Source organism: Paenibacillus spiritus (assembly GCF_008710135.1).
Lineage (GTDB): Bacteria > Bacillota > Bacilli > Paenibacillales > Paenibacillaceae > Paenibacillus_AQ > Paenibacillus_AQ glufosinatiresistens.
On record NZ_VYKK01000005.1, the window covers coordinates 325,016 to 348,247 of the forward strand.

Here is a 23,232-nt window from a genome sequence, read left to right on the forward strand (position 1 = left end):
TTCGGGGGAAAATGGGTAATCTGCTAATAAGCATTGCCTTGGGGGAATAGACTGATATGGAACAATCAGCCCTTCTAAGGTGATGAGGTGAATTCATGAACGTACGCGGCGCGGCAGCGGCGGACGGGCGGGAGGAAGGCAGACCGTCCCGGCAGATCAATATTGTTCTACGAAATTCGGATACGCCGCCGGGCGGCGGCTCCTCGGCCACCAGCGAACCGGCCAAGCCGAAGACGGCTGTCCGGGGAAGCCTGTTCCAGGAGATCAGCGGAGAGCTTGACGCTCTCGTAGGTCTGGACAACATTAAAGAGCTGGTATTTGAGATTTACGCGCTGCTGCAGATCGCCCAGATGCGCTCCCAGGCAGGGCTGACGAGCGGCGGGCAGGCGTATCATATGATCTTCAAAGGCAATCCCGGAACCGGCAAGACGACGGTGGCGCGGATTGTCGCCAAGCTGCTTCAGCGTATGGGCGTGCTGGCGAAAGGCCATCTGATCGAGGTGGAGCGTGCGGATCTCGTCGGCGAATATATCGGCCACACCGCTCAGAAGACGCGCGATCTGGTCAAGAAGGCGCTCGGCGGCATTCTCTTTATAGACGAGGCCTACAGCCTGGCCCGGGGCGGAGAGAAGGATTTCGGCAAGGAAGCGATTGATACGCTGGTTAAGTCGATGGAGGATCACCGCAGCCAGTTCGTGCTGATTCTGGCCGGCTATTCCGGCGAGATCGATTATTTTTTGCTGAGCAATCCCGGACTGCCTTCCCGGTTTCCGATTCAGGTCGAATTCCCGGACTATACCATCGACCAGCTGGTACAGATCGCGGAGCTCATGGCTAAGGAGCGGGATTATTTGCTCATGCCCCAGGCCATACTCAAATTGAAGCAGCAGCTGATGACCGAGCGGGAGGAGAGTCTTCATGCGTTCAGCAATGCCAGATACGTCCGCAATGCCATCGAGAAAGCAATCCGGTCTCAAGCGGTCCGGCTGCTGGGACAGTACGAGCAGGGGAATCCGGGCAAGCAGGAACTGATGAGCCTTCGGGCGGAAGATTTTAAATCGTAGCAAGTCCTTGGGTCATGCGGCGCGCTCTGCGCGCCGGACTTCGGGGGCGGAGGAGGAATAACCGATGGCGATTACGACCCACGAGACGGACACCGATATTCAGGACCGGGCAATCCTGGTCAGCCTGGTAACTGATGAGATCAAACGGACGGGACTGGACCCTGAATATTCGCTTCAGGAGCTGGTTCAGCTTGCCGAGACGGCAGGCGTCGAAGTGCTGGATGTGCTGAGGCAGAACAAGGAAACACCGGATTCCAGATGGTTCATCGGCAAAGGCAAGGTGGAAGAGGTGCGGATGGCTGCCGAAGCGCTGGGCGCGAATACCGCGATCTTCGACCAAGAGCTCTCCGGGGCGCAGGTCCGCAACCTGGAAGAGGCGCTGGATTTGAAGATTATTGACCGGACCCAGCTCATTCTGGACATTTTTGCCGGACGGGCCAAGACGCGGGAAGGCATCATCCAGGTAGAGCTTGCGCAGCTCTCCTATCTGCTGCCCCGTCTGTCGGGACACGGCAAGAATCTGTCCCGGCTGGGCGGCGGCATCGGGACGCGGGGACCGGGTGAGAGCAAGCTCGAGACCGACCGGCGGCATATCCGCGACCGGATCGGAGAGCTGAAACGGCAGCTTGACGAAGTGGTCAAGACGCGCACGCTTCACCGCGAACGCCGGCGCAAGAGCGGGGCCGTGCAGGTCGCGCTCGTAGGCTATACCAACGCCGGCAAATCAACGCTGCTGAAGCAGCTCACCGATGCCGACGTATATATCGAGAACCAGCTGTTCGCGACGCTGGACCCGACTTCCCGGGCCTTTGAACTCCCGGGCGGCAAGGAAGTGGTGCTGACCGATACGGTCGGTTTTATTCAGAACCTGCCCCATGAAGTTGTGGCGGCCTTCCGGGCAACGCTGGAAGAGGTGAACGAAGCCAGTCTGGTGCTTCATGTCGTTGACGCTTCCTCTCCGAACCGCGAAGAGCAAATGGAAGTCGTACAACGTATTCTCGGGGAACTCGGAGCTGCCGGGAAACCGCAAATTGTTTTATTTAACAAGATCGATATCTGCAGTCCGGAGCAGCGGGAAATGCTGCCGTCCGGACCGGGATATCTCAAGATCAGCGCCTTCAGTCCGGACGATCTCGCCCGGGTGGCGGAAGCGGTGCAGGACGAGCTGTCCGGCGAGACGCTGACCTTCCGCATTCCCGGCAACCGCGGCGATTTGTCGTCCCTGCTGTACCGGGTAGGCGATGTGCTGGATCAGACCTTTGACGGCAGCGATATTCTCTATCATGTCCGGCTGAATAAGGATGATTATGAGAAATGGGGCTATCAGCTGGCAGAGTACGTAGATGAGTCGGCCGAACAACCGGCTGAGGAGTCCTAGATGCTTGAAGCATAACCGGCGGGTATCGCCGGGCAGCCATATGAAGCGGCAGCTTGCTGCCGCTTTCTGTTATGAGAATGGGATGTACAGGTTAGGAGAGAAGAAGAAGATGTCAGTCTTTGCAGAGGATCTTTTACAAGCCGCGGAAGCTGCGGAACAGGTTATCGGGGAAGCGGTCCGCAAGCTGGAGCGGACGGTGGACCGCAACCAGTGGAAAGTGATCGAAGCGTTCCAGCGCCACCAAGTCAGCGATTTTCATTTTGCCGGTTCTACCGGATATGCATACAATGACCGGGGCAGAGAGGTGCTGGAAGCGGTCTATGCCGATGTGTTCGGAGCCGAGGCTGCGCTGGTGCGCCCGCATTTTGCCTCCGGGACCCATACGATTGCGACGGCGCTCTTCGGCGTGCTTCGTCCGGGAGACGAGCTGCTCTATATCACGGGCCGTCCTTATGATACGCTGCATAAAGTAATCGGGCATGCGGGCGACGGGACCGGCTCCTTGGCGGATTTCGGCATTGGCTACCGCGAGGTGGCCCTTCTGCCGGACGGCAGCGTAGACTGGGCGGGTGTGGAGCAGGCCGTGAATGAACGGACGCGTGTCGTCGGCATTCAGCGCTCTCGCGGGTATGACTGGCGCTCATCCTTCACCGTGGCGGAGATCGGCGAGATGGCGGCACGCATCCGAAGCCTGAGCCGCAGCGCGGTAGTGTTCGTCGACAACTGCTACGGCGAATTCTGCGAAGAGCTTGAGCCGACACAGGTCGGCGCCGACCTGATGGCCGGATCGCTCATCAAGAATCCCGGCGGCGGAATCGCCGAGACTGGAGGCTACATTGCCGGCCGCCGGGATCTGGTGGAACGGGCCGCCTACCGTCTGACGGCGCCTGGAATCGGCGGCGAAGTCGGGGCGATGCTGGGGACGACCCGCGGCATTTATCAAGGCTTGTTCATGGCGCCCCATATTGTGGGACAAGCGCTCAAGGGCAGCCTGTTCGCCGCGGCCGTATTTGAGCAGTGCGGGTTCGAGACGAAGCCCTCCTGGCGGGATCCGCGAACCGATCTCATTCAGGCGATCCGGTTCCATGAACCGGAGCATCTGATTGCTTTTGTCCAAGGGATTCAGAATGCCGCGGCCGTGGACAGCCATGTCGTTCCGGAACCGTGGGATATGCCGGGGTATGAGCATCCTGTAATCATGGCCGCCGGTACGTTTATTCAGGGCGGAAGCCTGGAATTGTCTGCCGATGCGCCCATCCGTGAGCCTTACATTGCCTATATGCAGGGAGGGCTTACTTATTCCCATGTAAAATTCGGAGTAATGAAAGCTCTGCAAATGATGCGGAATCGTAAATTATTGTGAGTAAATCTCACACGCCATTGACACGCCATATAAGGAAATGTACAATGATAACCAGATAAAAGATCATTGGAAGGTTGGATGAGTCATGGGCGATGAAATCCGCAGAAATATGGCCTTATTCCCGATAGGCATAGTTATGAAGCTAACCGATCTGTCCGCTCGCCAGATCCGTTACTACGAGCAGCACAATCTGATTGTTCCGGCGCGAACGTCGGGGAATCAGCGCCTGTTCTCCTTCAACGATGTGGAGCGGCTCCTGGAGATCAAGGCCCTGATCGAGAAGGGGGTCAATATCGCCGGCATCAAGCAGGTTATGAATCCCGTATCGAAGGAATCCGAAGAAGCGACGGTCATTACCCCGGATACGGAGGTAAGGCGCAGGGAATTGTCCGATTCCCAGCTGCACCGTCTGCTGAAGCAAGAATTGGTCTCCGGGAAGAGACCGGGGCAGGTCTCGCTTATTCAGGGAGAACTGTCCAGGTTTTTCAATAAATAATATATAGAGTTGAAAGGGAGAGGTATCGTGAGCTACAGCAAAGAGGATATTATGCGTATTGCCAAGGAAGAGAATGTCCGTTTTATCCGTCTTCAGTTCACCGACTTGCTCGGAACGATCAAGAATGTGGAAATTCCGGTCAGCCAATTGGAGAAAGCGCTTGACAACAAGATGATGTTCGACGGCTCTTCCATTGAAGGCTATGTGCGGATCGAGGAATCGGATATGTACCTGTATCCGGATCTCAGCACATGGGTCATATTCCCTTGGGTAACCGACAGCAAGGTCGCCCGTCTGATCTGCGACATCTACATGCCGGACGGCACGCCGTTCGCCGGCGACCCGCGCGGTATTCTCAAGCGCTGTCTGAAGGAAGCCGAAGAAATAGGCTTCACATCGATGAACGTCGGACCGGAACCGGAATTCTTCCTGTTCAAGACCGATGAGAAAGGCAACCCGACTACAGAATTGAACGACCAGGGCGGTTACTTCGATCTGGCGCCGATGGACCTTGGCGAGAACTGCCGCCGCGAAATCGTTCTGACCTTGGAGAAAATGGGCTTTGAAATCGAAGCTTCCCACCATGAAGTGGCTCCGGGCCAGCATGAAATCGACTTCAAATATGCCGACGCCATCAAGGCGGCCGACCAGATTCAGACCTTCAAGCTGGTCGTGAAGACGGTAGCCCGTCAGCACGGCCTCCATGCCACGTTTATGCCCAAGCCTTTATTTGGCATGAACGGCTCCGGCATGCACTGCCATCAGTCGCTGTTCAACGGCGGCATCAACACCTTCTACGACGAGAGCGACGAGCTCGGCCTGAGCGAGACCGCTCGTTATTATATGGCCGGCATTCTGAAGCATGCGCGCGCTTTTGCCGCCATTACCAATCCGACCGTCAACTCGTACAAGCGTCTTGTGCCGGGTTACGAAGCGCCTTGCTACGTGGCTTGGTCCGCGAGCAACCGCAGTCCGATGATCCGCATTCCGGCTTCCCGCGGTCTTAGCACACGCGTCGAAGTCCGCAACCCGGACCCGGCTGCGAATCCGTACCTGGCTCTGGCTGTGATGCTGAAGGCCGGTCTGGACGGCATCAAGCGTAAGCTGGAGCTTCCGGCTCCGATCGACCGGAACATCTACGTGATGTCGGAAGAAGAGCGGATCGAGGAAGGCATCCCGAGCCTCCCGGCCGACCTGAAGGATGCGCTCAACGAGCTGATCCGCAGCTCGGTCATCACGGAAGCGCTGGGCGAGCACGCTCTGGCTCATTTCTATGAACTGAAGGAAATCGAGTGGGATATCTATCGTACCCAGGTCCACGACTGGGAGCGCAATCAGTACATCACGCTGTACTAAGGAAGCGGGAGAAATCCCCGGGGCCGAATGGCTCCGGGGATTTTTTGCGTGCAGAGGGCTGCACCCTTTACCGGCTCTGGGCATATGGTGGATAGACGTTTACCCAGAGAGGATGGAGATTTCTGTATGCACAATGAGCTTCTGCAGTCCCCGGATTTGACCTTGGCCGCCGACTCCAATGTGACGCTGTATTACAAACGGGACGACCGGAATTATGTGACGGAGCTGTTCGGCAAAGAGTTCCCGGCTATCGTCAACGGCTTCTTCAGTATTCACCTGGACAAAGGTTTTGTGGTTCAGCCGCATTGGCATCCGAGCGTGAATGAGATGGTCTATGTAATCTGCGGAGAAGTCAAGACCACGGTCTTTAATCCGTTCACTCAGCACCGCATGACCTACTGTCTCAGACCTGGCCAGGTTGCGGTGTTCCCCAAGGGGTGGTTCCACTGGATTGTCGGAGTTGGGGAGCACTCGCATTTCCTGACGATCTTCGACCGGCCGACGGCTGATGTGGTTCTCGGTTCCGATTTCCTCCGCTGTACGCCGCCGGAGATCATGAATATGGCTTACTGCATCGATCCGGCAAAATATGCAGAAGCGGTATCCCCGATTACGGAATCGGTGATTCTGGGCCCGCCGCTGTGCTGCGATCCTTCCGCCGCCCAAGGCGCCTGGCCGGCAGCCCACTATCCCCAGTCCTATCCGCAGACCGGAGCCTGGGGATACGGTTATGGCCCGGGTCAAGGAGTTCCGCAGCACCACGCAGGGGCGGGATATTCAGGGGCCGGATACCCCGGCATTGGTAACGGAATGATGCCCATGATGCCGGGTGCTGGAGTCTGACTTGCCTATACCGGCAAGCATGAACGTTAACATGCAGAGAGGCAGGCCGCGGATAAGGTTCCGCGGGCCTGCCTCTTGCCGTGAAGAAGGGGACACCCTGATACAAGTACGATACTTTTAAGAAGATGATGGTCCGCCTCTACCGGGATTCGGTGAATCCGAAGGCGGGGTTGAAGGGGGATCATTGACATACGGCCGCAGGTAGGAAGCATTCTGTGAATGTCGAATCTCCTGATTCTTCGAGTAATTATACAAGTCCAGCGCTTCAATGGCTCTCTTCATCAGTTTAATCAGCAGAACGAGCAGATAAAGGCCAATGACAATAAATACAAGCCAGATCAGAAAAAACAGAACGCCCAATGCACCGGAACCTCCCCCATAGCTAATGGTCTGTGTCGTTGTCATTCTTGTCGTACGCTCCCTTCCGGAAATAGCCGAAATGCTGGCTCCTTATAAGGAGAACGGCCGGCTGTAACGGTATATACGTTCCGGGAACCAAAAGGAAACAAAGGAATGGAAAAATAAAGAAGCCTTCCTTAAGACAGGAAGGCTCCGGATAGACAAACGGCAGGATTCAGTGAATATCCCGGAACAGACCGATGACTTTACCCAAGATGCTGACCCGGTTCAGACGCAGCGGTTCGTACGCGGGGTTCTCGGGCTGAAGGCGGATATGGTCGCGTTCCTTATAGAAGGTCTTGACCGTTGCTTCATCTTCTTCGGTCATCGCAACGACAATATCGCCGTTGTCGGCAGTCTGCTGCTGACGGACGATGACGTAGTCGCCGTTCATAATGCCCGCTTCAATCATGCTGTCGCCGGCTACAGAGAGCATGAATACTTTGTTCTCTCCAATAAAATGGGTCGGAAGCGGGAAATAGTCTTCAATATTCTCCGTTGCGGTAATCGGCAGACCGGCGGTGACTTTGCCTACGACAGGGACACGGGCAACCGTATGGGCGAACTGATGCGAGTTCTCGGACTCTTCCTGGCCCAGCAGCTCGATGGCACGGGGCTTCGTAGGGTCGCGGCGGATCAGGCCCTTCTTCTCCAGGCGGTCCAAATGGCCGTGAACGGTGGAACTGGAGGCCAAGCCGACGGCTTCGCCAATTTCTCGGACGGAAGGCGGATAGCCCTTGCTGCGGACTTCGTTGCGTATGAATTCCAGAATCGCCAGTTGGCGGCTCGAAATCTTGGACATTGGAATCATCCCCATCTAGTAATGTATGGGAAAATTATAGCATAGAACCTCCGTTCGCACAAACATAAGTTCTAAAGAAACGACAGTTTTTGCGGGAACAATTGTTCGAAAAACCTGTTGAACAAAACACATGTTCGTGTTATATTGTTTTTGCGAGTAAGAACAAGTGTTTGGAGGTCGATATCCATGTTGAAATACAGTACATATCGGAGCATTTATGAAGAGAAGCCCGCAGCGCCTTCCGAGCTGCACAGAGGCATCATTGACTATACATCCGGAACGCTGACCGTGTCCCGCAGGCTGTTCAACCGTGAGAACCTGATCAGCTTGATGATTGTTCTGCTCCTCACGGTATCGGGATTTACGGTAGTCGGCAGTGTGTTCGCCAATTCGGTCTCGTCGCTTGCCCCCGAGAAGCGCATTGTGGTCTCCTATGGCGATACGCTCTGGGAGATCGCGAGAGAACATAAGCCTGAAGCCATGCGAACGGTAGTCTATGTAGAAGCCATTAAAGATCTCAACGGATTGGAGGACGGCAGCATCCAGGCCGGCGATATTCTGTCGCTGCCCCGGATGGAATAATCCGGGCGCTTCAGCGAATTTATATCTCCCTTGTTCCTTCGAAGAGCTTCTCAGGGCGCCGCCTTGACAAGCTCTTTTTCTCATGGCACAGTTAGAATGTCATGGCTGCGGACAGGTGCCCGCAGTCTTGAACCGTATAGGGGAGGAAAGTGAATTGGACATAGATGAACTGGTGGCCCGCATCAATGAGCTGGCCCGCAAGCAGAAGGATACCGGACTGACGGAAGATGAACTGGCGGAACGAAGCCGGCTGCGCGAGATCTATCTCGGCAACATCCGGCGCAATTTCCGCGCGCAGCTGGAATCGATCGAGATTGTGGACGAAGACAACGGCAAGGACGGTCCGGGCCAGACCCGCTGAGCCCGGCCGTTTTTTTCATAAGAAGCATTGAATTTATTCTAGGGGGAAGCTGCATGGCCCGCTCATGGGAAAGAATGGTACAACGCAATCAGAAACAACTGAATGCCCGCCGCAAAAAAGAAGGAAAAGGAGCTTCCGCTTCCGTTTCGGCTGCGGGGAAGGCCGATATTTATCGGGGACGCAATATTATTTTCCCGACATTGCTGTTTGTCCTGGGGCTTCTGTATGCCTTCGTCGGACTCGTCGGAACGCCGGAGGGCGTGAACTCCGCTTGGAACTGGATCGGCATCGCTCTGTATATGCTGCTGGCCGCGCTCATCTTCTTCCGTCGTCCTTACCTCAAGATCGAGCGCTCGCGGCTCTCGACCTTCAAGTTCAACCGGGAGCGTATTCTGGCCGCCGGAGACATCGGGAAGATTGTAGTGTCCCGCGGGACAGTTACGATTGTGCCGAAGTCCAAACGCGGCAAGTGGGTGTTCGCCCGGCTGACGAACCGGTATGATATCGAAGCGATGTCGAAGGGCGTAGAGGCGTTCGCCGCACAGCACAAAATCACGCTGGTTCGCGAATAGGCGGGACAACAGAAGGGAAAAGGGGAGAAGAGGATGTCAGTAGCTGCCGTATTGTTTGATCTGGATGACACCCTGCTCTGGGACGAGCGCAGTGTGGAAGAAGCCTTCCATTACGCCTGTCTGGGGGCAGGCGGCGAGGTGGACCCGGAGGAGCTGGAAGCAGCCGTACGAAGGGAAGCCCGCAGTCTGTATGAATCGTATGAGACGTTTCCTTTTACGCAGATGATCGGCATCAATCCGTTCGAAGCATTGTGGGCGAACTTCACGGCCGGCGAACAGCCGGAGTTCCGGAAGCTGGAACAGCTTGCGCCGGCCTACCGGACCGAATCGTGGCGCAGAGGCCTCGCCTCGCTTGGCATCGAAGACGAAACGCTTGCCGCAGAGCTGGCGGCCCGCTTCGCGGCGGAACGAAGAAGCCGTCCCTACATCTATGAAGAAACGCTGGCCGTCCTGAACGAATTGAAAGGCAAGGTGAAGCTTCTGCTGCTGACCAACGGATGTCCGGCACTGCAGCGGGAGAAGCTTGACGGGGTGCCGGAGCTGGTCTCCTTCTTCGACCATATCGTGGTCTCCGGTTCCTTCGGGAGAGGCAAGCCGGATGTGTCGATCTTCAAGCATGCCATGGAACTGCTGTCGATCCGGCCTGAAGAGGGCCTGATGGTAGGCGATAAGCTGACGACCGATATCAAAGGCGGTCTGGCTGCGGGATTGACCACAGTCTGGATCAACCGTACCGGCAAGCCGTCCGATCCGGACATTGTCCCCCATTATGAAATTCAGTCGCTGACCCAGCTTCTGCCTATGGTCGATGCTACATAGAAATAAGCTAAGCCGGTCCCCGTTCGGGGGCCGGTTTTTTCGCAAGAGGAAGGAGAAGGCCTTCACGGCGATCGAGACTTTCCGAATTCCCTTTATTCTGCTAAACTTACTCTAATGTTTTTTCGGGGGGATCACACAATTGGCGAAACCGACTTTGGCTGAAGCGCTGAGGCAGCGCATCTTGATTCTTGACGGAGCAATGGGCACTATGATTCAGCATGTGCCGCTTGCCGGAAGTGATTTTGGCGGAGATGATCTGGAAGGCTGCAATGAAATGCTGGTCCTGACCCGGCCGGATGTCATTCAAGACATTCACGAGCAATATCTGGAGGCCGGCGCCGACCTGATCGAGACGAATACCTTCGGGGCGACTTCGGTCGTTCTGGCGGAATACGATATTCCGGAACGCGCGCGTGAGATTAACCTGGCCGCTGCAGCGCTCGCCAGAGCGGCGGCGGACCGTTACGACACGGCCGATAAGCCCCGGTACGTTATCGGAGCCATGGGGCCGACGACCAAGACGCTCTCGGTAACCGGAGGAGTAACCTTTGACGAACTGGTGGAGAGCTACAGGGAACAGGCTGAGGCTCTGATAGAAGGCGGTGTGGATGCGCTGCTGCTGGAGACGTCGCAGGATACCTTGAACGTCAAGGCGGGGAGCATCGGGATTGCGCGGGCGATGGAACAGGCAGGCTCAACGCTGCCGCTGATGATTTCGGGAACGATCGAACCGATGGGGACGACCCTGGCCGGACAGAATATCGAAGCGTTCTATATTTCGCTGGAGCATCTGAAGCCGGTGTCGGTCGGACTGAACTGTGCGACAGGCCCGGAATTTATGCGCGACCACATCCGTTCGCTGGCCGCGATTTCTTCGGCTGCCGTCAGCTGCTATCCGAATGCCGGCCTGCCCGACGAGAACGGAAATTATCATGAATCGCCGGACTCTCTGGCCCGCAAGCTGGCCGGTTTTGCAGAGAAGGGGTGGCTGAATATTGCCGGCGGCTGCTGCGGCACAACGCCGGATCATATCCGGGCCATCGCCAAAGAGATGGCCGCGTACCCGCCGCGCCCGCTGGACGGAAGTCATCCGCCTGCTCTGTCGGGGATCGACCCGGTGTACGTGGAACAGGAGAACCGGCCGTACATGGTGGGCGAACGGACGAATGTTCTGGGCTCCCGCAAGTTCAAACGGCTGATTGTGGAAGGCAAATATGAGGAAGCTTCGGAGATCGCCAGAGCGCAGGTCAAAGGCGGAGCCCAGGTCGTCGATATCTGTGTGCAGGACCCGGACCGGGATGAAGCGGAGGATATGAAGAAATTCCTCGAACTCGTCGTCAAGAAGGTCAAAGTTCCGCTGATGATCGACACGACGGATGCGGCGGTGATCGACCTGGCCCTTCAGTACAGCCAGGGCAAAGCAATTATTAACTCCATTAATCTTGAGGACGGCGAGGAGAAATTTGAACGTGTCGTTCCGCTGCTCCACAAGTACGGCGGAGCGGTGGTCGTCGGTACAATCGACGAAACCGGACAAGCGATCAAGGCGGAGGACAAGCTGGCGGTTGCCCGCCGCTCGTACGACCTGCTGGTAGGCCGTTACGGCCTTCAGCCGGAGGATCTGATCTTCGATACGCTGGTGTTCCCCGTCGGAACGGGAGACGAGCAGTATATCGGTTCGGCCAAGGAGACCATTGACGGCATCCGCCTCATCAAAGAGGCTCTGCCGGGTGTCCACACCATTCTGGGCATCAGCAATGTCTCGTTCGGTCTGCCGGAGGCGGGCCGGGAAGTGCTGAACTCTGTTTTTCTGTATGAATGTACGAAGGCGGGACTGGATTATGCCATCGTCAATACGGAGAAGGTGGAGCGCTATGCTTCCATACCTGAAGAGGAACGGCGCCTGGCGGAAGAGCTGATCTACCGGACGAACGACGAGACGTTGGCCGCTTTTGTCGCTGCCTTCCGGGAGAAGAAGGTCGTCAAGCAGGAGAAGCTGTCCACACTGACGCTGGAAGAGCGGCTGGCTTCGTATGTCGTGGAAGGAACGAAGGAAGGGCTGATCCCCGATCTGAACGAGGCTCTGTCCAAGTACACGCCGCTCGATATCATCAATGGCCCTCTGATGGAGGGAATGACCGAAGTCGGACGGCTGTTCAACAACAATGAGCTGATTGTCGCCGAGGTGCTGCAGAGCGCCGAGGTGATGAAGGCGTCGGTCGCCCATCTGGAGCCGTTCATGGAGAAGAACGAGACATCGGTCAAGGGACGGGTTCTGCTCGCAACGGTGAAGGGGGACGTCCATGATATCGGCAAAAACCTGGTCGAAATCATCCTTTCGAACAATGGTTACCAGATCATCAATCTGGGTATAAAAGTACCACCGGAAAGCATCATTGAAGCATACCGGCGGGAAAAGGCCGATATCATCGGCCTCTCCGGCCTGCTGGTCAAATCGGCCCAGCAGATGGTTACGACCGCCCAGGACCTGCGGAATGCGGGCATAGGCGCTCCGATTATGGTCGGCGGCGCAGCCCTGACCCGGAAGTTCACGCGGACGCGGATTGCCCCCGAGTACGAGGGCATGGTGCTGTACGCCAAGGACGCCATGGACGGTCTTGCGCTGGCCAACCGGCTGATGAATCCGCAGGAGCGGGAGCGGATGGTCGAGGATATGAAAGCGGAGGCGGAAGCCGCCGCAGCCGCGCCGGCCAAGCCGGAGCTTCCGCCGCTTACGCGGGCGGTGCGCTCCTCCATATCGAAGAAGGCGCCGGTCTACTTGCCGCCGGACTTGGACCGTCATGTACTGAGAAATTATCCTCTGGGACATATTATCCCTTATATCAATATGCAGATGCTTCTTGGACACCACCTTGGCCTCAAGGGATCGGCGGAGGCGCTGCTCGCAGCGGGAGACCCGCGTGCGACCGAACTGAAGGCGACGGTGGATGAATTGCTCCGGGAAGCGATGGACGACAGAACGATCTCGCCACAGGCCATGTACCGGTTCTTCCCAGCCCAGTCCGACGGGGACCGTATCCTTGTCTACAACCCGGAAGATCCAAGCGAAATTCTTCATGCCTTTACGTTCCCCCGTCAGAGGGTGGAACCGTATCTGTGCCTGGCGGATTTCCTGAAGCCGGTAGACAGCGGCGTCATGGATTACGTCGGATTCCTGGTGGTGACCGCGGGCCACGGCGTGCGGGAACGTTCCGAGGCGCTAAAGGAGAACGGCGATTACCTGCGTTCGCACGCCATTCAGGCGCTGGCGCTTGAAGTGGCCGAAGGATTGGCCGAACGTGTGCACCATATGATGAGAGATACCTGGGGCTTCCCGGACCCTGCCGATATGACCATGAAGCAGCGCCACGGCGCGCGCTATCAGGGCATCCGGGTATCCTTCGGCTATCCGGCTTGTCCGGATCTGGAGGATCAGGAGCCGCTGTTCAAGCTGATGAAGCCGGAGGACATCGGGGTTCATCTGACCGACGGGTTCATGATGGAGCCCGAGGCTTCGGTATCGGCGATGGTGTTCGCTCACCCGGAAGCCCAATATTTCAACGTGGACAAGGCTTGATGAACGGGAGTCCCGGCCGCCGCTTCAGCAGCGGCCGAAGCAGCGGGCGGCCTTAAGGACCCGCAGATTATGCATCGGATGACAGGAACCTCCCGGTCGCGGGAGGTTCTGTCGTTCTGCAAGCAAATAATGCTTAAGAGAAAGGAGGTGGAGGAACGATGGAAGTGTATTTTCTGGGAACCAATGCAGGGGTTCCAAGCATTCAGCGCAACGTGACGTCCATTGCTCTGCGGCTGTTCGAGGAGCGGCGTACTTTTTGGATGTTCGACTGCGGCGAAGGCACGCAGCATCAGGTGCTGAAGTCGCCGCTTCGCCTGGGGAAGCTGGAGAGAATCTTTGTCACCCATCTGCACGGAGATCATATCTTCGGACTTCCGGGGCTGCTGTCGAGCAGGGCTTATCAGGGAGGGACAGCGCCGCTTACGGTGTACGGTCCTCCGGGATTGAAGGCGTTCCTTGAGGTGTCGCTGAATATCAGCCAATCCCGTGTTCCCTATAAGCTCGATATCGTAGAGCATACCGGCGGATTGATCTTCGAAGATGAGGGATTTAAAGTGGAAGCTTCGCTCTTGGACCACCGGATTGACAGCTATGGCTACCGGATTACCGAGAAGGACCGGCCCGGCAGCTTGAATACCGAGCGGCTCCGCGAATGGGGACTGAAGCCCGGCCCGGCATACGGACGGCTGAAGAAGGGGCTGGATGTGACGACCGAGGACGGAAGGGTGATCGCCAGCAAGGATGTGGTCAGCGAGCCCAAGCCGGGACGAGTGGTAACGATACTGGGAGACACGCGCCCGTGCCCGGCCATTGTGCCGCTGTCGCGCGGAGCGGATCTTCTGGTCCATGAAGCCACGTTCGCCAGCGATCTGGCCGACCTGGCGCATGATTACCATCACAGCACGACGATTCAGGCGGCGGAAGCGGCGAGGGAGGCAGGCGCCGGCGAACTGGTGCTGACTCATTTCAGTTCGCGGTACAGCGTGCTTGACGACCTCCTGCCGCTGCTGGACGAGGCGCGGACGGTATTCCCGGACACGCTGCTGGCCGAGGAGTTCCGGCTCTTCCCGGTGGTGCGGCGGGCGGATAAGCCGGCGGGGAAATGACCGGGTAGGGATAAATTATTTTCCGGGAAACCGCAGGAATTGACAGGTCTGTCGCTTGCTGAACCGTCTTGTCGGAAGCGCGCGAAGGAAGAATGATGAGAAGAATGAGCCGGATTCTCATTTAACGGGTTGTAATATTAATAACATGAAATGAATGAACAGCAGCAGGAAAGGGGCCATCCCTTATGAAGAACAAGGAACAGGACCAATTGGCGCCTGTCCGCGGGTTATTAATTGATCTGGACGGAACGCTCTATCAAGGCGGGACGATAATCGCCGGTGCGGATGCTCTGATACGGAAGCTTCGGAGGGCCGGCATTCCTTTCTTATTCGTGACGAACAATTCTTCCCGGACCCCGGAGGATGTAGCCGTCCATCTGCGCGAAATGGGGATTGAAGCGCAGGCGGAGGAGGTCTGCACTTCATCGCAGGCGGCTGCGCGGTATATCTCAGAGGAATCCCCGGGTGCCAGAGTGGCGATACTGGGAGAAGAAGGACTGCGGTCCGCCTGCAAGGAAGCAGGGCTTGAAATAACCGAGGATGAGCCCCAGTATGTCGTTCAGGGGATTGACCGTTCCTTTACATACGAATCGTTGGCCAGAGCCTCCCGGTGGATCCAAGCCGGTGCAGGCTTCATACTGACCAACCCGGATCTGATGCTTCCCACCGACGGCGGAATCATGCCCGGAGCGGGTACGCTTGGAGCGGCGATCGAAGCGGCCAGCGGCGTGAAGCCGGTGGTCATCGGCAAGCCGAATCGGCCGCTTGTCGCCTATGCCGCCGAAAGACTCGGCATCCGGCCGGAAGAAGGGGTTATGGTCGGCGACAACCTGCGGACGGATATAGCCGCAGGCGTTCATGCGGGCTGTACCTCGATTCTGGTGCTGACGGGCATAACGAACAGCAGCAATCTGGAACGGTATCAGGAAGAAGCGGGCGTAAAGCCCGATTATATTTGCAGCGACCTGGAAGAACTGGCTGTACTGCTGAACCTGTGAATCTGCACGAGCCTTTTATCCGGAGGACAACAATCGAAGTAAGCAATCAGAGACAAAGGGGAAGATACGACCATGCCCGAACTGCCGGAAATGGAGAACTACCGAAGACTGCTGTCGCAGCATATTCTGAACAAGCCGATTACGGAAGTCATCGTCAACCGGGAGAAGAGTCTGAACGTCGAGGCGGATGTGCTGCGGCAGACGCTGCCGGGCGCGCGGATCATCTTCGTCGAAAGGCGCGGCAAGCACCTGCTGTTCCATCTGAGCGACGGACGGCGGCTCCTGCTGCATTTAATGCTTGGCGGCCTCCTGTTCTATGGAACCGAAGATCAGCGTCCGCTGCGGAGTACGCAGATCGAAATTGTCTTCGGCGAGAACCGGCTGTACATGATGGGACTCCGGCTCGGTTATCTGCACCTGCTGTCCGTCAAGGAGACGGAAGCGGCGCTGTCCAAGCTCGGACCCGAGCTGCTGGACCGGCGCATGAGCGCCGAACGCTTCAAGGAGAGAGTCCGGGGCAGAAGAGGAGCGCTGAAGACTATGTTCGTCAACCAAACGGTGTTTGCCGGTATCGGGAACTGCTATTCGGACGAGATCGCCTTTCAGGCAGGGCTTCGCCCGGATTCTCCGGTCCAGGGGCTGGGGGATGATGCGCTCGGGCGTCTATATGAGGCGGCGGGTACCGTCCTGCGGAATGCGACCGATATCGGAGGCTATATGGAGATGCCTTTTATGGAAGGCGATACGGTCACGGGCCGTTACAATGACCGCTGTCTGGTCTATGACAGAGGCGGCGAAGCCTGCTACCGGTGCGGCGGGACGATTCTGAAGGAGGAACTGTCGGGGCGCAAGGTGTTCTACTGTCCGGACTGTCAGCATGACCGCTGAGAAAGCCCTCACCCGGGAGGGTGTGGGGGCGCATGTCAGCACCCGCGGCGGCTATGCCGCCGCAGCCAGAAGAGCCTGGGAGAGCGGTGCGGGCGCTTATCAGTATTTTCCCAAGAATCCGAGGAGTCTGCGTCCCAAAGCTTTCGATTCTGCCGATGCGGCCCGCTGTGCCGTCTATGGTCTGGACAAAGGAATTCAATCCATCGCCCATACGCCGTACCCGACCAATCCGGCTGCCGGTCCGGCCGATTCGGTGCCGCGCCCGGTCATGACCGCCTCCATCCGCAACGATCTTGAAATCGCGGAGGCTTGCGGTTCGGCGGGCATCGTCGTGCATTTCGGGCATTTCAAGGGGAACGATCCGTTACAAGGCTATCAAAATATTATACAATGTATCAATGAGAGCCTGGACGGCTGGCGCGGGCGCTGCCGGCTGCTGCTGGAGAACCAGGCGGGCCAGGGAGGAACCGAAGGGGCGATGCTGGAAGAGCTCGTCAAGGTCCGCGAATTATGCCGGTATCCCGAGAAGGTGGGCTTCTGCTTCGATACCTGCCATGCGTATGCATCCGGGTTGTGGAATCCCGAGCGTACCGGGGAGCTGCTGGAGAAAGGCGACCGGCTCGGGTATTGGTCCGGACTGGCGGCTGTTCATTTGAACGACTCTGTGTACGGCTTCGGCTCGCGCAGGGATCGCCATGCCCGGATCGGAGAAGGCCAAATCGGAGCGGAAGCGCTGCGCGGCTTCCTGACGTCGCCGCCGGTCGTTGGAGCGATCGCGGTGCTGGAGACAGAGCCCGGACCGGACGGCACGCACCGGCAGGAGATCGGTCTCGTTCGTTCCTGGCGGACAGGAGACAGCCCGCATGATTAATATCTTCATGGATGATTACCGCCGGCCGCCGGCCGGGTTCGCGCTGGCCCGGACGACGGAGGAATGCCTGCTTATGCTGAGAGAATGCGAGGTCGGAATTCTGTCGCTGGATTATGATATGGGTCCTTCGGACCGTACGGGCGGCGATGTGGCGCGCAGTCTGGTGCTGGAAGGGCTGTATCCGAAGCGGATCTATCTCCATACCTCCAGTCTGGCTGGGCGCAAGGAGATGTTCGAAACGCTCTACCCCAATATTCCGGAAGGGACCCTTCTGCACAACGGTCCGCTGCCGGAGCCGAAGGAATGAGCCGGTTATGGTCCGTATGATCCGTATGAGCCGGGAAGAGGGTGACTATGTTGACGATCAGGGAGCTGGACGAGCAGGAGCTGCTTCAGAAGCTTGAGAATCCGGGAACACCGCTGGCGATTCTGGCCGTTTCTCCCTTCTGCGGGACTTGCCAAGTGGCGCTTCGCATGCTGGACATAGCGGGCCATCTGCTCCCGGAAGAAGTGGAACTGATCCGGGCGGATGTCAACCGGATGCCGGCCTTCGTGCAGAGCCTGAGGATATCCAGCGTTCCCGCACTGCTTGCCGTCCGGCAAGACCGGTCCGTTGCAGAGCCCGTCCTCTATGCCGTACAGTCGGTAGAGCATATCCTGGATTACATAAGGAGGGGAACCGCAACATGATAAGACTGGAGCATCTGACGCTTCGCCGGGAGGACAGTCTGATCCTGGACGATGTGTCGCTTGAGATCCAGCCGGGCGAGAACTGGGTAATTCTGGGGCGAAACGGCTCGGGCAAGACGACACTTCTGGAAATGATGACAGGCTACCTGTTCCCGAGCAGCGGCTCGGTTACTGTTCTGGGCCATACTTACGGGGAGGTGGACCTGCGCGAGGTGCGCAAGGAGATCGGTTATATTGGTCCCTCGCTGATGGAGAAGCTGACGCTGCGGGACCCCGTGTGGGAAGTGGTGGCGACCGGGGCTTTTGCCTATCTCCGATTCTATCAGCGCATCCCGCAGGAAGTGAAAGAGAAGGCGCTTGCTCTGCTGGAGGATATGAAGCTGGGACCGCTGGCGCACCATGCCTTCGGAAGCCTCTCCCAGGGCGAACGGAAAAAGGCGATGCTGGCCCGCTGCCTCATGGTCGATCCGAAGTTGCTGATAATGGATGAGCCCTGCGCCGGTCTGGATCTGTATGAACGGGAAAAAATGCTGGCGGAGGTGGATAAGCTCCGCCGCCGCGATACGGGCGTGGTCTATGTCACGCACCATGTCGAAGAGATCATGCCGCTCTTCACCCATGTCGCCCTGATTCATGGCGGCCGGCTGGCCGGAGCGGGCCCGAAGGAAGAAGTGCTGAACGAAGACATGCTGAACCGTGTCTACGATCTGCCGATTGCCCTGGAATGGGCCTACGGACGGCCCTGGATAAAAATGAAACCTGGAGGAATTCCCAGTTGAACGAGTTGGAGAGCAATGTGAAACAACAAGAGCAGGAACAAGGCGGAAATGCTGGGGCAGCGGCTGCGTCGCGATTCATCTGTACCGCGAACCACGGCTTTGCCCCCTATGCGCAGGAAGAGCTGCGGCGTCTGTTCGGAGCGGTCAAGAGTACGCCGCTGCTTCCCGCCGAGATCTTCCTGGCAACGCTGCCGCAGGAAGCAGGCGAGGTAGTAAGGACGCTTCAGGAGCAGCCGCCGATCTTCCTGCGCCATCTGATGCCGGTGCAGTTCCAGGATGAGCCTGCCCATGAGGCGCTGGAGCGTCTTGCCGTCTACCTGAACCGGCGGAGCGAGCTTGAAGGCCAGCGGGTGGCGCTGCAGGCGCGCCGTAGCGACGATGCGTTCTGGAAGGAGAGCCCCGGCGAGCTGCGGGAATGGCTTCAGGAGCGGCTCGCCGATCTGGGATGCGAGTTCACGGTGGATGAGCCGGAATGGACGATCTCGGTTTATGCCGGAGCCGCCGGGCTGTATGCCGGGGTATCGAGACCGGCGGATAATCTGTCGGACTGGAACGGCGGCGCCATTCGGTTCAAGCGCGAGGAAGGCCAGATTTCCCGGGCGAAATTCAAGCTGATGGAGGCCGAGAAGGAATTCGGCATCCCGTTCGGGCACTTTCGCAAGGCGTTGGATATCGGCGCGGCGCCCGGCGGCTGGACTTCTTTTCTGCTGGAACGGGGAATGCAGGTCACGGCGGTCGATCCGGCCCGGATGCATGAATCGCTGGAAGGTCATCCCGGCCTGAAAGTGCTGCGGAAGAATGCCGGCGAAGTCAAATTCCGGGAGAATGAATTCGACCTCTTGGTCTGCGATATGAGCTGGAGTCCGAAGCTGATGGCCAAGCTGGTCAGCGGCCTGCTCTACAGTCTGGCGCCGGGCGGGACGGCGGTTGTGACGGTCAAGCTGCTCTACAAGAAGCCGCTGGCGCTCATACGGGAGATCGCGGCGATCTTTGAAGGAGAGCGGATGCAGATCCAGCGGATCAAGCAGCTGTTCCACAATCGCGATGAAGTGACTATTCATATGATTAAATATTAATAGATTGAATTCATAGACGGACCGCATATCGTTGATTTCTCTCATGGACTTGCGGCGGACCGCGAAGTATACTGGTCCTCATATACGGGAAAGCATCCCTTCATTTCCGCCAAGGCGGAGAGAAGGGATGCTTTTTTTATGTGGAAAGAGAGGGGATGGGCGCGTGAAAGAGCAGACGTCCCTGCAGCCGGGCGACCGGCTGGGGGAGAGGTACCGGATCATCGGGAGGATCGGGCAAGGGGGAGCAGGTTATGTTTATCTGGCCGAAGACATGCGTCTGCCTGGAGCCCGGTGGGCTGTGAAGGAGATTGCAGACCCGCCGGGCGATGGAGCTGAGCAGGAGAGAAACCGGAGCCTGGCGGAGGAGGAGGCGCGGCTGCTGAGTGTGCTTAGGCATCCGCGGCTGCCGCGGATGGCGGATTGGATCCGGCCGCCGGGTGAAGGACGGGCCTATCTGGTTATGGAATATATCGAAGGGCTTACCCTGTCGGATTGGCTGAACGAGTGCGGAGGCTGCCTGCCCGGAGAAGAGATCGCCGAAATCGGCATGGAGCTGCTGGAGGTGCTGGATTATCTGCACCGGCAGCGTCCTCCGGTCATTTACCGGGATATCAAGCCTTCCAACCTGATGCTGACGCCGGACCGGGGAGTGATGCTGATCGACTTCGGGGCCGCGCGCAGCTTCAAGGCCGGGGCGGGGGACGATACGGTCAAGCTTGGAACGGTCGGTTTTGCAGCTCCCGAGCAGTACACCGGCGGGCAGACCGACGCCCGTTCCGATCTGTACGGACTCGGAGCCTTGCTGCTGTACCTGTCTACCGGCGGACAGTACAGCCAGTGGAGCGGCGGCATGGAGCGGCGGCTGGCGGGCCGTCTGCCTCAAGGCTGGATTCCGGTTCTGCGCCGGCTGCTGCGGCATCGGCCGGAGGACCGGTTCCAGAGCGCTGCGGAGGTGATGGCGGCGGCGGGCTCCCTGCGATCCCGGCCGTTTAGGGCAGCAGACCGTGAAGCCGGGCGGAAGGCTGCGGAGAGAATGGCAGGCGGCCATGCGGAAGCGGACAACATAAGAACATGCGCAGCAGAAGTCTCCGGCAGAAGGAGCCTCCGTTCCCTGCTTCGCGGCGATGCGGCCGGAGGAAATCCGGCCGGCGCCAATCCGTCCTGGATCAATCCGGCCGGAGGACGGACGGACAGCGCAGAAGCCCGCTTCTCCCGAGCGGAAGGACGGTCTTCAGACGGCTGCCGGCCCCGGAAGGCGGCGAACGCTGCGCATGGTGAACCGCTGCGCATCGGTCTGCTCGGCGCCGCGCCCGGCATCGGCGTCACCCATGCGTCGCTGGCGATGGCCGCGCTTCTGTCGCGCCGGGGCTCGACGCTCTGGGTCGACGACCGCCCGGAGTCGGCCGTTCTGCGCGTCATCGCCGAGTGGGCGGCCGGCGATGACCTCCCGCCGCCGGAGCAGGCCGGGCCGGTGCCCGGCCCGGTGCGCCTCGGCGGCGTCGACTATGCCTGCCGCGGCGGGCACCGCGGCGGGCTGCCTCCGGACGACGGCTATGCCTTCACCGTCGTCGATCTGGGCTCGGCGCCCGGCGAAGCGGCGCCGGGGACGGAGGGCCGCATCGGTGAATGCGGCCTGCAAATCCTGCTCGCGCCGGCCGCCGACTGGCGGATCGGCGAGTCGCTGCGCTGGCTGCGGCGGCGGCTGGCGCCCGCCGGGACGCCCGGTGCGGGGCGGCAGGCTGTGGCGCTGCCGCTCGGCACCCCGCAGGCGGCGGCTCTGCTTCGCCGGGCGCTTGGGGTGCCCGTGCTGCCGCTGCCCTGTCAGAGCGATCCGTTCCGGCGGGGCGGCGAGCTGGAAGCCGCGCTGGCGCGCCTGCTTCGCCCGGCAATCGGCCGGGCATCGTGCCGCAGATCCGGAGAGTGGCAGCAGTCTTAGAGTGAAACTCGCCATACAAAAAGAGCGGCGGGGTATGGTAAAATTCCTTTTAATAAGCGGAAGAGAGGGGCTGGCGGTCATGGGCACAGAGCGGGAGATGGAAGCAGGAGCCGGACGGGGAGCGGAAGAAGCCCCGGTGAACAATCCGGACCCGAACGAGGGGCGGAACGGCCGGTATTCGCGGCAGATTCGCTTTGCTCCCTTTGGCGCGGAGGCCCAGAAGCGTCTGGGAGCGTCTTCGGTGCTGATTGTCGGAGCGGGGGCTCTCGGAGCCGGAATGGCCGAGACGCTCGCCAGAAGCGGAGCCGGAAGGCTTGTTCTTGTTGACCGGGACTATGTGGAATGGAGCAATCTTCAGCGTCAGCAGCTGTACACCGAAGCGGATGCAAGGAGCCGGACGCCCAAGGCGATAGCCGCGAAGCGGCGGTTGATGCAGCTGAACTCGGAGATCACGGTCGAGGCGCATGTCGCCGACGCCCGGATAGAGGAATTGGAAGAACTGCTGCCCGGCACAGATCTGATCCTGGATGCAACCGATAATTTCGATACCCGTCTCATTCTGAACGATTTGGCGCAAAAGTACCGGATTCCGTGGATTTACAGCGCCTGCGTCGGCAGCTATGGCATCACCTACACGGTGATTCCCGGGGAGACGCCCTGCCTGAATTGCCTGCTGGGAACGGTACCGCTCGGAGGGGATACCTGCGATACGGCGGGCATTCTTCCGCAAGCGGTGCAGCTTGTGGCGGCCCATGCGACAGGCGAAGCGCTCAAGCTGCTGGGCGGGCGGCGGGAGGCGCTGCGGAGCCAACTCCTGACCTTCGATATGTGGCGGAACGAGCATCAGGCCTTCGGGGTGTCTTCGGCGAGAAAAGCGTCCTGTCCCTCCTGCGGGGACAAGCGTTCCTACCCTTATCTGTCGGCAGGCGGCGTTGAGCGCAGCGAGGCGCTCTGCGGCCGCGACACGGTTCAGATCAGACCCGCCGTCCGCTCCTCCGTGCCGCTTGAAGAGACGGCGAACCGGCTGGCGCGGCTCGGGGCGGGCCGGGTCGAGCGCAATCCCTATCTCGTCACTTACACCGAGGGGGCTTACCGGATCGTTATCTTCGCCGACGGCCGGGCGCTGGTTCACGGGACAAGCGATCCGGCCGTGGCGCGCAGTCTCTATCACCGCTATTTCGGCTGAGCCGCCGCAAGGGGCGCTAACAAAGAACGCTCCCTTGACGAATGCAAGGGAGCGCGGACAGAGCTTGTGCGTATGCTTCGCCTCTTCTCG

General features: G+C 58.9%; 23 protein-coding genes. 21 read left to right on the plus strand and 2 right to left on the minus strand.

Going from position 1 to position 23,232, the window contains the following annotated elements:
- Window positions 1-95 precede the first annotated feature (95 nt).
- The 6 genes from F4V43_RS06035 (at window position 96) to F4V43_RS06060 (ending at window position 6,500) form a co-directional block, all read left to right on the plus strand.
- Window positions 96-1,064, plus strand: a complete 969-nt coding sequence (locus F4V43_RS06035) for an AAA family ATPase (protein ID WP_150457330.1) — start codon at window positions 96-98, stop codon at window positions 1,062-1,064.
- Window positions 1,065-1,128: 64 nt separating this feature from the next.
- Window positions 1,129-2,442: a GTPase HflX gene (gene hflX, locus F4V43_RS06040; RefSeq protein WP_150457331.1), complete on the plus strand. Its 1,314-nt coding sequence runs from the start codon at window positions 1,129-1,131 to the stop codon at window positions 2,440-2,442.
- Window positions 2,443-2,551: 109 nt separating this feature from the next.
- Window positions 2,552-3,805, plus strand: coding sequence for an aminotransferase class I/II-fold pyridoxal phosphate-dependent enzyme (locus F4V43_RS06045; RefSeq protein WP_150457469.1), 1,254 nt, complete (start codon window positions 2,552-2,554; stop codon window positions 3,803-3,805).
- Window positions 3,806-3,890: 85 nt separating this feature from the next.
- Window positions 3,891-4,301: a MerR family transcriptional regulator gene (locus F4V43_RS06050; protein WP_150457332.1), complete on the plus strand. Its 411-nt coding sequence runs from the start codon at window positions 3,891-3,893 to the stop codon at window positions 4,299-4,301.
- Between the two features lie 27 nt (window positions 4,302-4,328).
- Complete coding sequence (gene glnA, locus F4V43_RS06055) at window positions 4,329-5,657, plus strand: type I glutamate--ammonia ligase (RefSeq protein ID WP_150457333.1); 1,329 nt, start codon at window positions 4,329-4,331, stop codon at window positions 5,655-5,657.
- Between the two features lie 126 nt (window positions 5,658-5,783).
- Complete coding sequence (locus F4V43_RS06060; RefSeq protein ID WP_150457334.1) at window positions 5,784-6,500, plus strand: cupin domain-containing protein; 717 nt, start codon at window positions 5,784-5,786, stop codon at window positions 6,498-6,500.
- A 117-nt stretch (window positions 6,501-6,617) separates the two neighbouring features.
- Here the strand turns inward: F4V43_RS06060 and F4V43_RS06065 are convergent, their stop codons facing one another.
- Window positions 6,618-6,905, minus strand: coding sequence for a hypothetical protein (locus F4V43_RS06065; protein WP_150457335.1), 288 nt, complete (start codon window positions 6,903-6,905; stop codon window positions 6,618-6,620).
- A 169-nt stretch (window positions 6,906-7,074) separates the two neighbouring features.
- Window positions 7,075-7,701, minus strand: a complete 627-nt coding sequence (gene lexA, locus F4V43_RS06070; protein WP_150457336.1) for a transcriptional repressor LexA — start codon at window positions 7,699-7,701, stop codon at window positions 7,075-7,077.
- Between the two features lie 186 nt (window positions 7,702-7,887).
- Between lexA and F4V43_RS06075 the strand changes: the two genes are divergently transcribed.
- The 15 genes from F4V43_RS06075 to F4V43_RS06145 all read left to right on the plus strand — a co-directional run bounded on the left by F4V43_RS06075 (window position 7,888) and on the right by F4V43_RS06145 (window position 23,142).
- On the plus strand, window positions 7,888-8,283 hold the full coding sequence (locus F4V43_RS06075) for a LysM peptidoglycan-binding domain-containing protein (protein WP_150457337.1): 396 nt from the start codon (window positions 7,888-7,890) through the stop codon (window positions 8,281-8,283).
- A gap of 154 nt (window positions 8,284-8,437) precedes the next feature.
- Window positions 8,438-8,644: a DUF896 domain-containing protein gene (locus F4V43_RS06080; protein ID WP_150457338.1), complete on the plus strand. Its 207-nt coding sequence runs from the start codon at window positions 8,438-8,440 to the stop codon at window positions 8,642-8,644.
- A 53-nt stretch (window positions 8,645-8,697) separates the two neighbouring features.
- Window positions 8,698-9,216 carry a hypothetical protein gene (locus F4V43_RS06085; RefSeq protein ID WP_150457339.1) on the plus strand — a complete coding sequence of 173 codons (519 nt, stop codon included), beginning with the start codon at window positions 8,698-8,700 and terminating at the stop codon, window positions 9,214-9,216.
- 33 nt (window positions 9,217-9,249) lie between these two features.
- Window positions 9,250-10,035, plus strand: a complete 786-nt coding sequence (locus F4V43_RS06090; protein WP_150457340.1) for an HAD family hydrolase — start codon at window positions 9,250-9,252, stop codon at window positions 10,033-10,035.
- Window positions 10,036-10,174: 139 nt separating this feature from the next.
- The gene (gene metH, locus F4V43_RS06095; protein WP_150457341.1) at window positions 10,175-13,612 is read left to right on the plus strand and encodes a methionine synthase; all 3,438 of its coding nucleotides are present in this window, start codon (window positions 10,175-10,177) and stop codon (window positions 13,610-13,612) included.
- A gap of 158 nt (window positions 13,613-13,770) precedes the next feature.
- Window positions 13,771-14,718 (plus strand): ribonuclease Z, encoded by a 948-nt coding sequence (gene rnz / locus F4V43_RS06100; RefSeq protein WP_150457342.1) that lies wholly within the window; start codon window positions 13,771-13,773, stop codon window positions 14,716-14,718.
- A gap of 185 nt (window positions 14,719-14,903) precedes the next feature.
- On the plus strand, window positions 14,904-15,716 hold the full coding sequence (locus F4V43_RS06105; RefSeq protein ID WP_223879791.1) for a TIGR01457 family HAD-type hydrolase: 813 nt from the start codon (window positions 14,904-14,906) through the stop codon (window positions 15,714-15,716).
- Window positions 15,717-15,788: 72 nt separating this feature from the next.
- Window positions 15,789-16,604: an Fpg/Nei family DNA glycosylase gene (locus F4V43_RS06110; RefSeq protein ID WP_150457343.1), complete on the plus strand. Its 816-nt coding sequence runs from the start codon at window positions 15,789-15,791 to the stop codon at window positions 16,602-16,604.
- Window positions 16,594-17,475 carry a deoxyribonuclease IV gene (locus F4V43_RS06115; RefSeq protein ID WP_150457344.1) on the plus strand — a complete coding sequence of 294 codons (882 nt, stop codon included), beginning with the start codon at window positions 16,594-16,596 and terminating at the stop codon, window positions 17,473-17,475. The genes F4V43_RS06110 and F4V43_RS06115 overlap by 11 nt, the downstream gene beginning before the upstream one ends.
- Entirely contained in the window at window positions 17,468-17,782 is a 315-nt protein-coding gene (locus F4V43_RS06120; RefSeq protein ID WP_150457345.1) for a cyclic-phosphate processing receiver domain-containing protein, read from the plus strand. Before F4V43_RS06115 ends, F4V43_RS06120 begins: the two co-directional genes overlap by 8 nt.
- A 47-nt stretch (window positions 17,783-17,829) precedes the next feature.
- A complete protein-coding gene (locus tag F4V43_RS06125) occupies window positions 17,830-18,165 on the plus strand; it encodes a thioredoxin domain-containing protein (protein WP_150457346.1) in 336 nt (111 codons plus the stop codon).
- The gene (locus F4V43_RS06130; RefSeq protein ID WP_150457347.1) at window positions 18,162-18,944 is read left to right on the plus strand and encodes an ABC transporter ATP-binding protein; all 783 of its coding nucleotides are present in this window, start codon (window positions 18,162-18,164) and stop codon (window positions 18,942-18,944) included. The genes F4V43_RS06125 and F4V43_RS06130 overlap by 4 nt, the downstream gene beginning before the upstream one ends.
- Window positions 18,941-20,020, plus strand: a complete 1,080-nt coding sequence (locus tag F4V43_RS06135; protein WP_150457348.1) for an SAM-dependent methyltransferase — start codon at window positions 18,941-18,943, stop codon at window positions 20,018-20,020. The genes F4V43_RS06130 and F4V43_RS06135 overlap by 4 nt, the downstream gene beginning before the upstream one ends.
- A gap of 163 nt (window positions 20,021-20,183) precedes the next feature.
- On the plus strand, window positions 20,184-21,956 hold the full coding sequence (locus tag F4V43_RS06140) for a serine/threonine-protein kinase (protein WP_191089492.1): 1,773 nt from the start codon (window positions 20,184-20,186) through the stop codon (window positions 21,954-21,956).
- 79 nt (window positions 21,957-22,035) lie between these two features.
- Window positions 22,036-23,142 carry a ThiF family adenylyltransferase gene (locus tag F4V43_RS06145; protein WP_223879792.1) on the plus strand — a complete coding sequence of 369 codons (1,107 nt, stop codon included), beginning with the start codon at window positions 22,036-22,038 and terminating at the stop codon, window positions 23,140-23,142.
- Window positions 23,143-23,232: the final 90 nt, after the last annotated feature.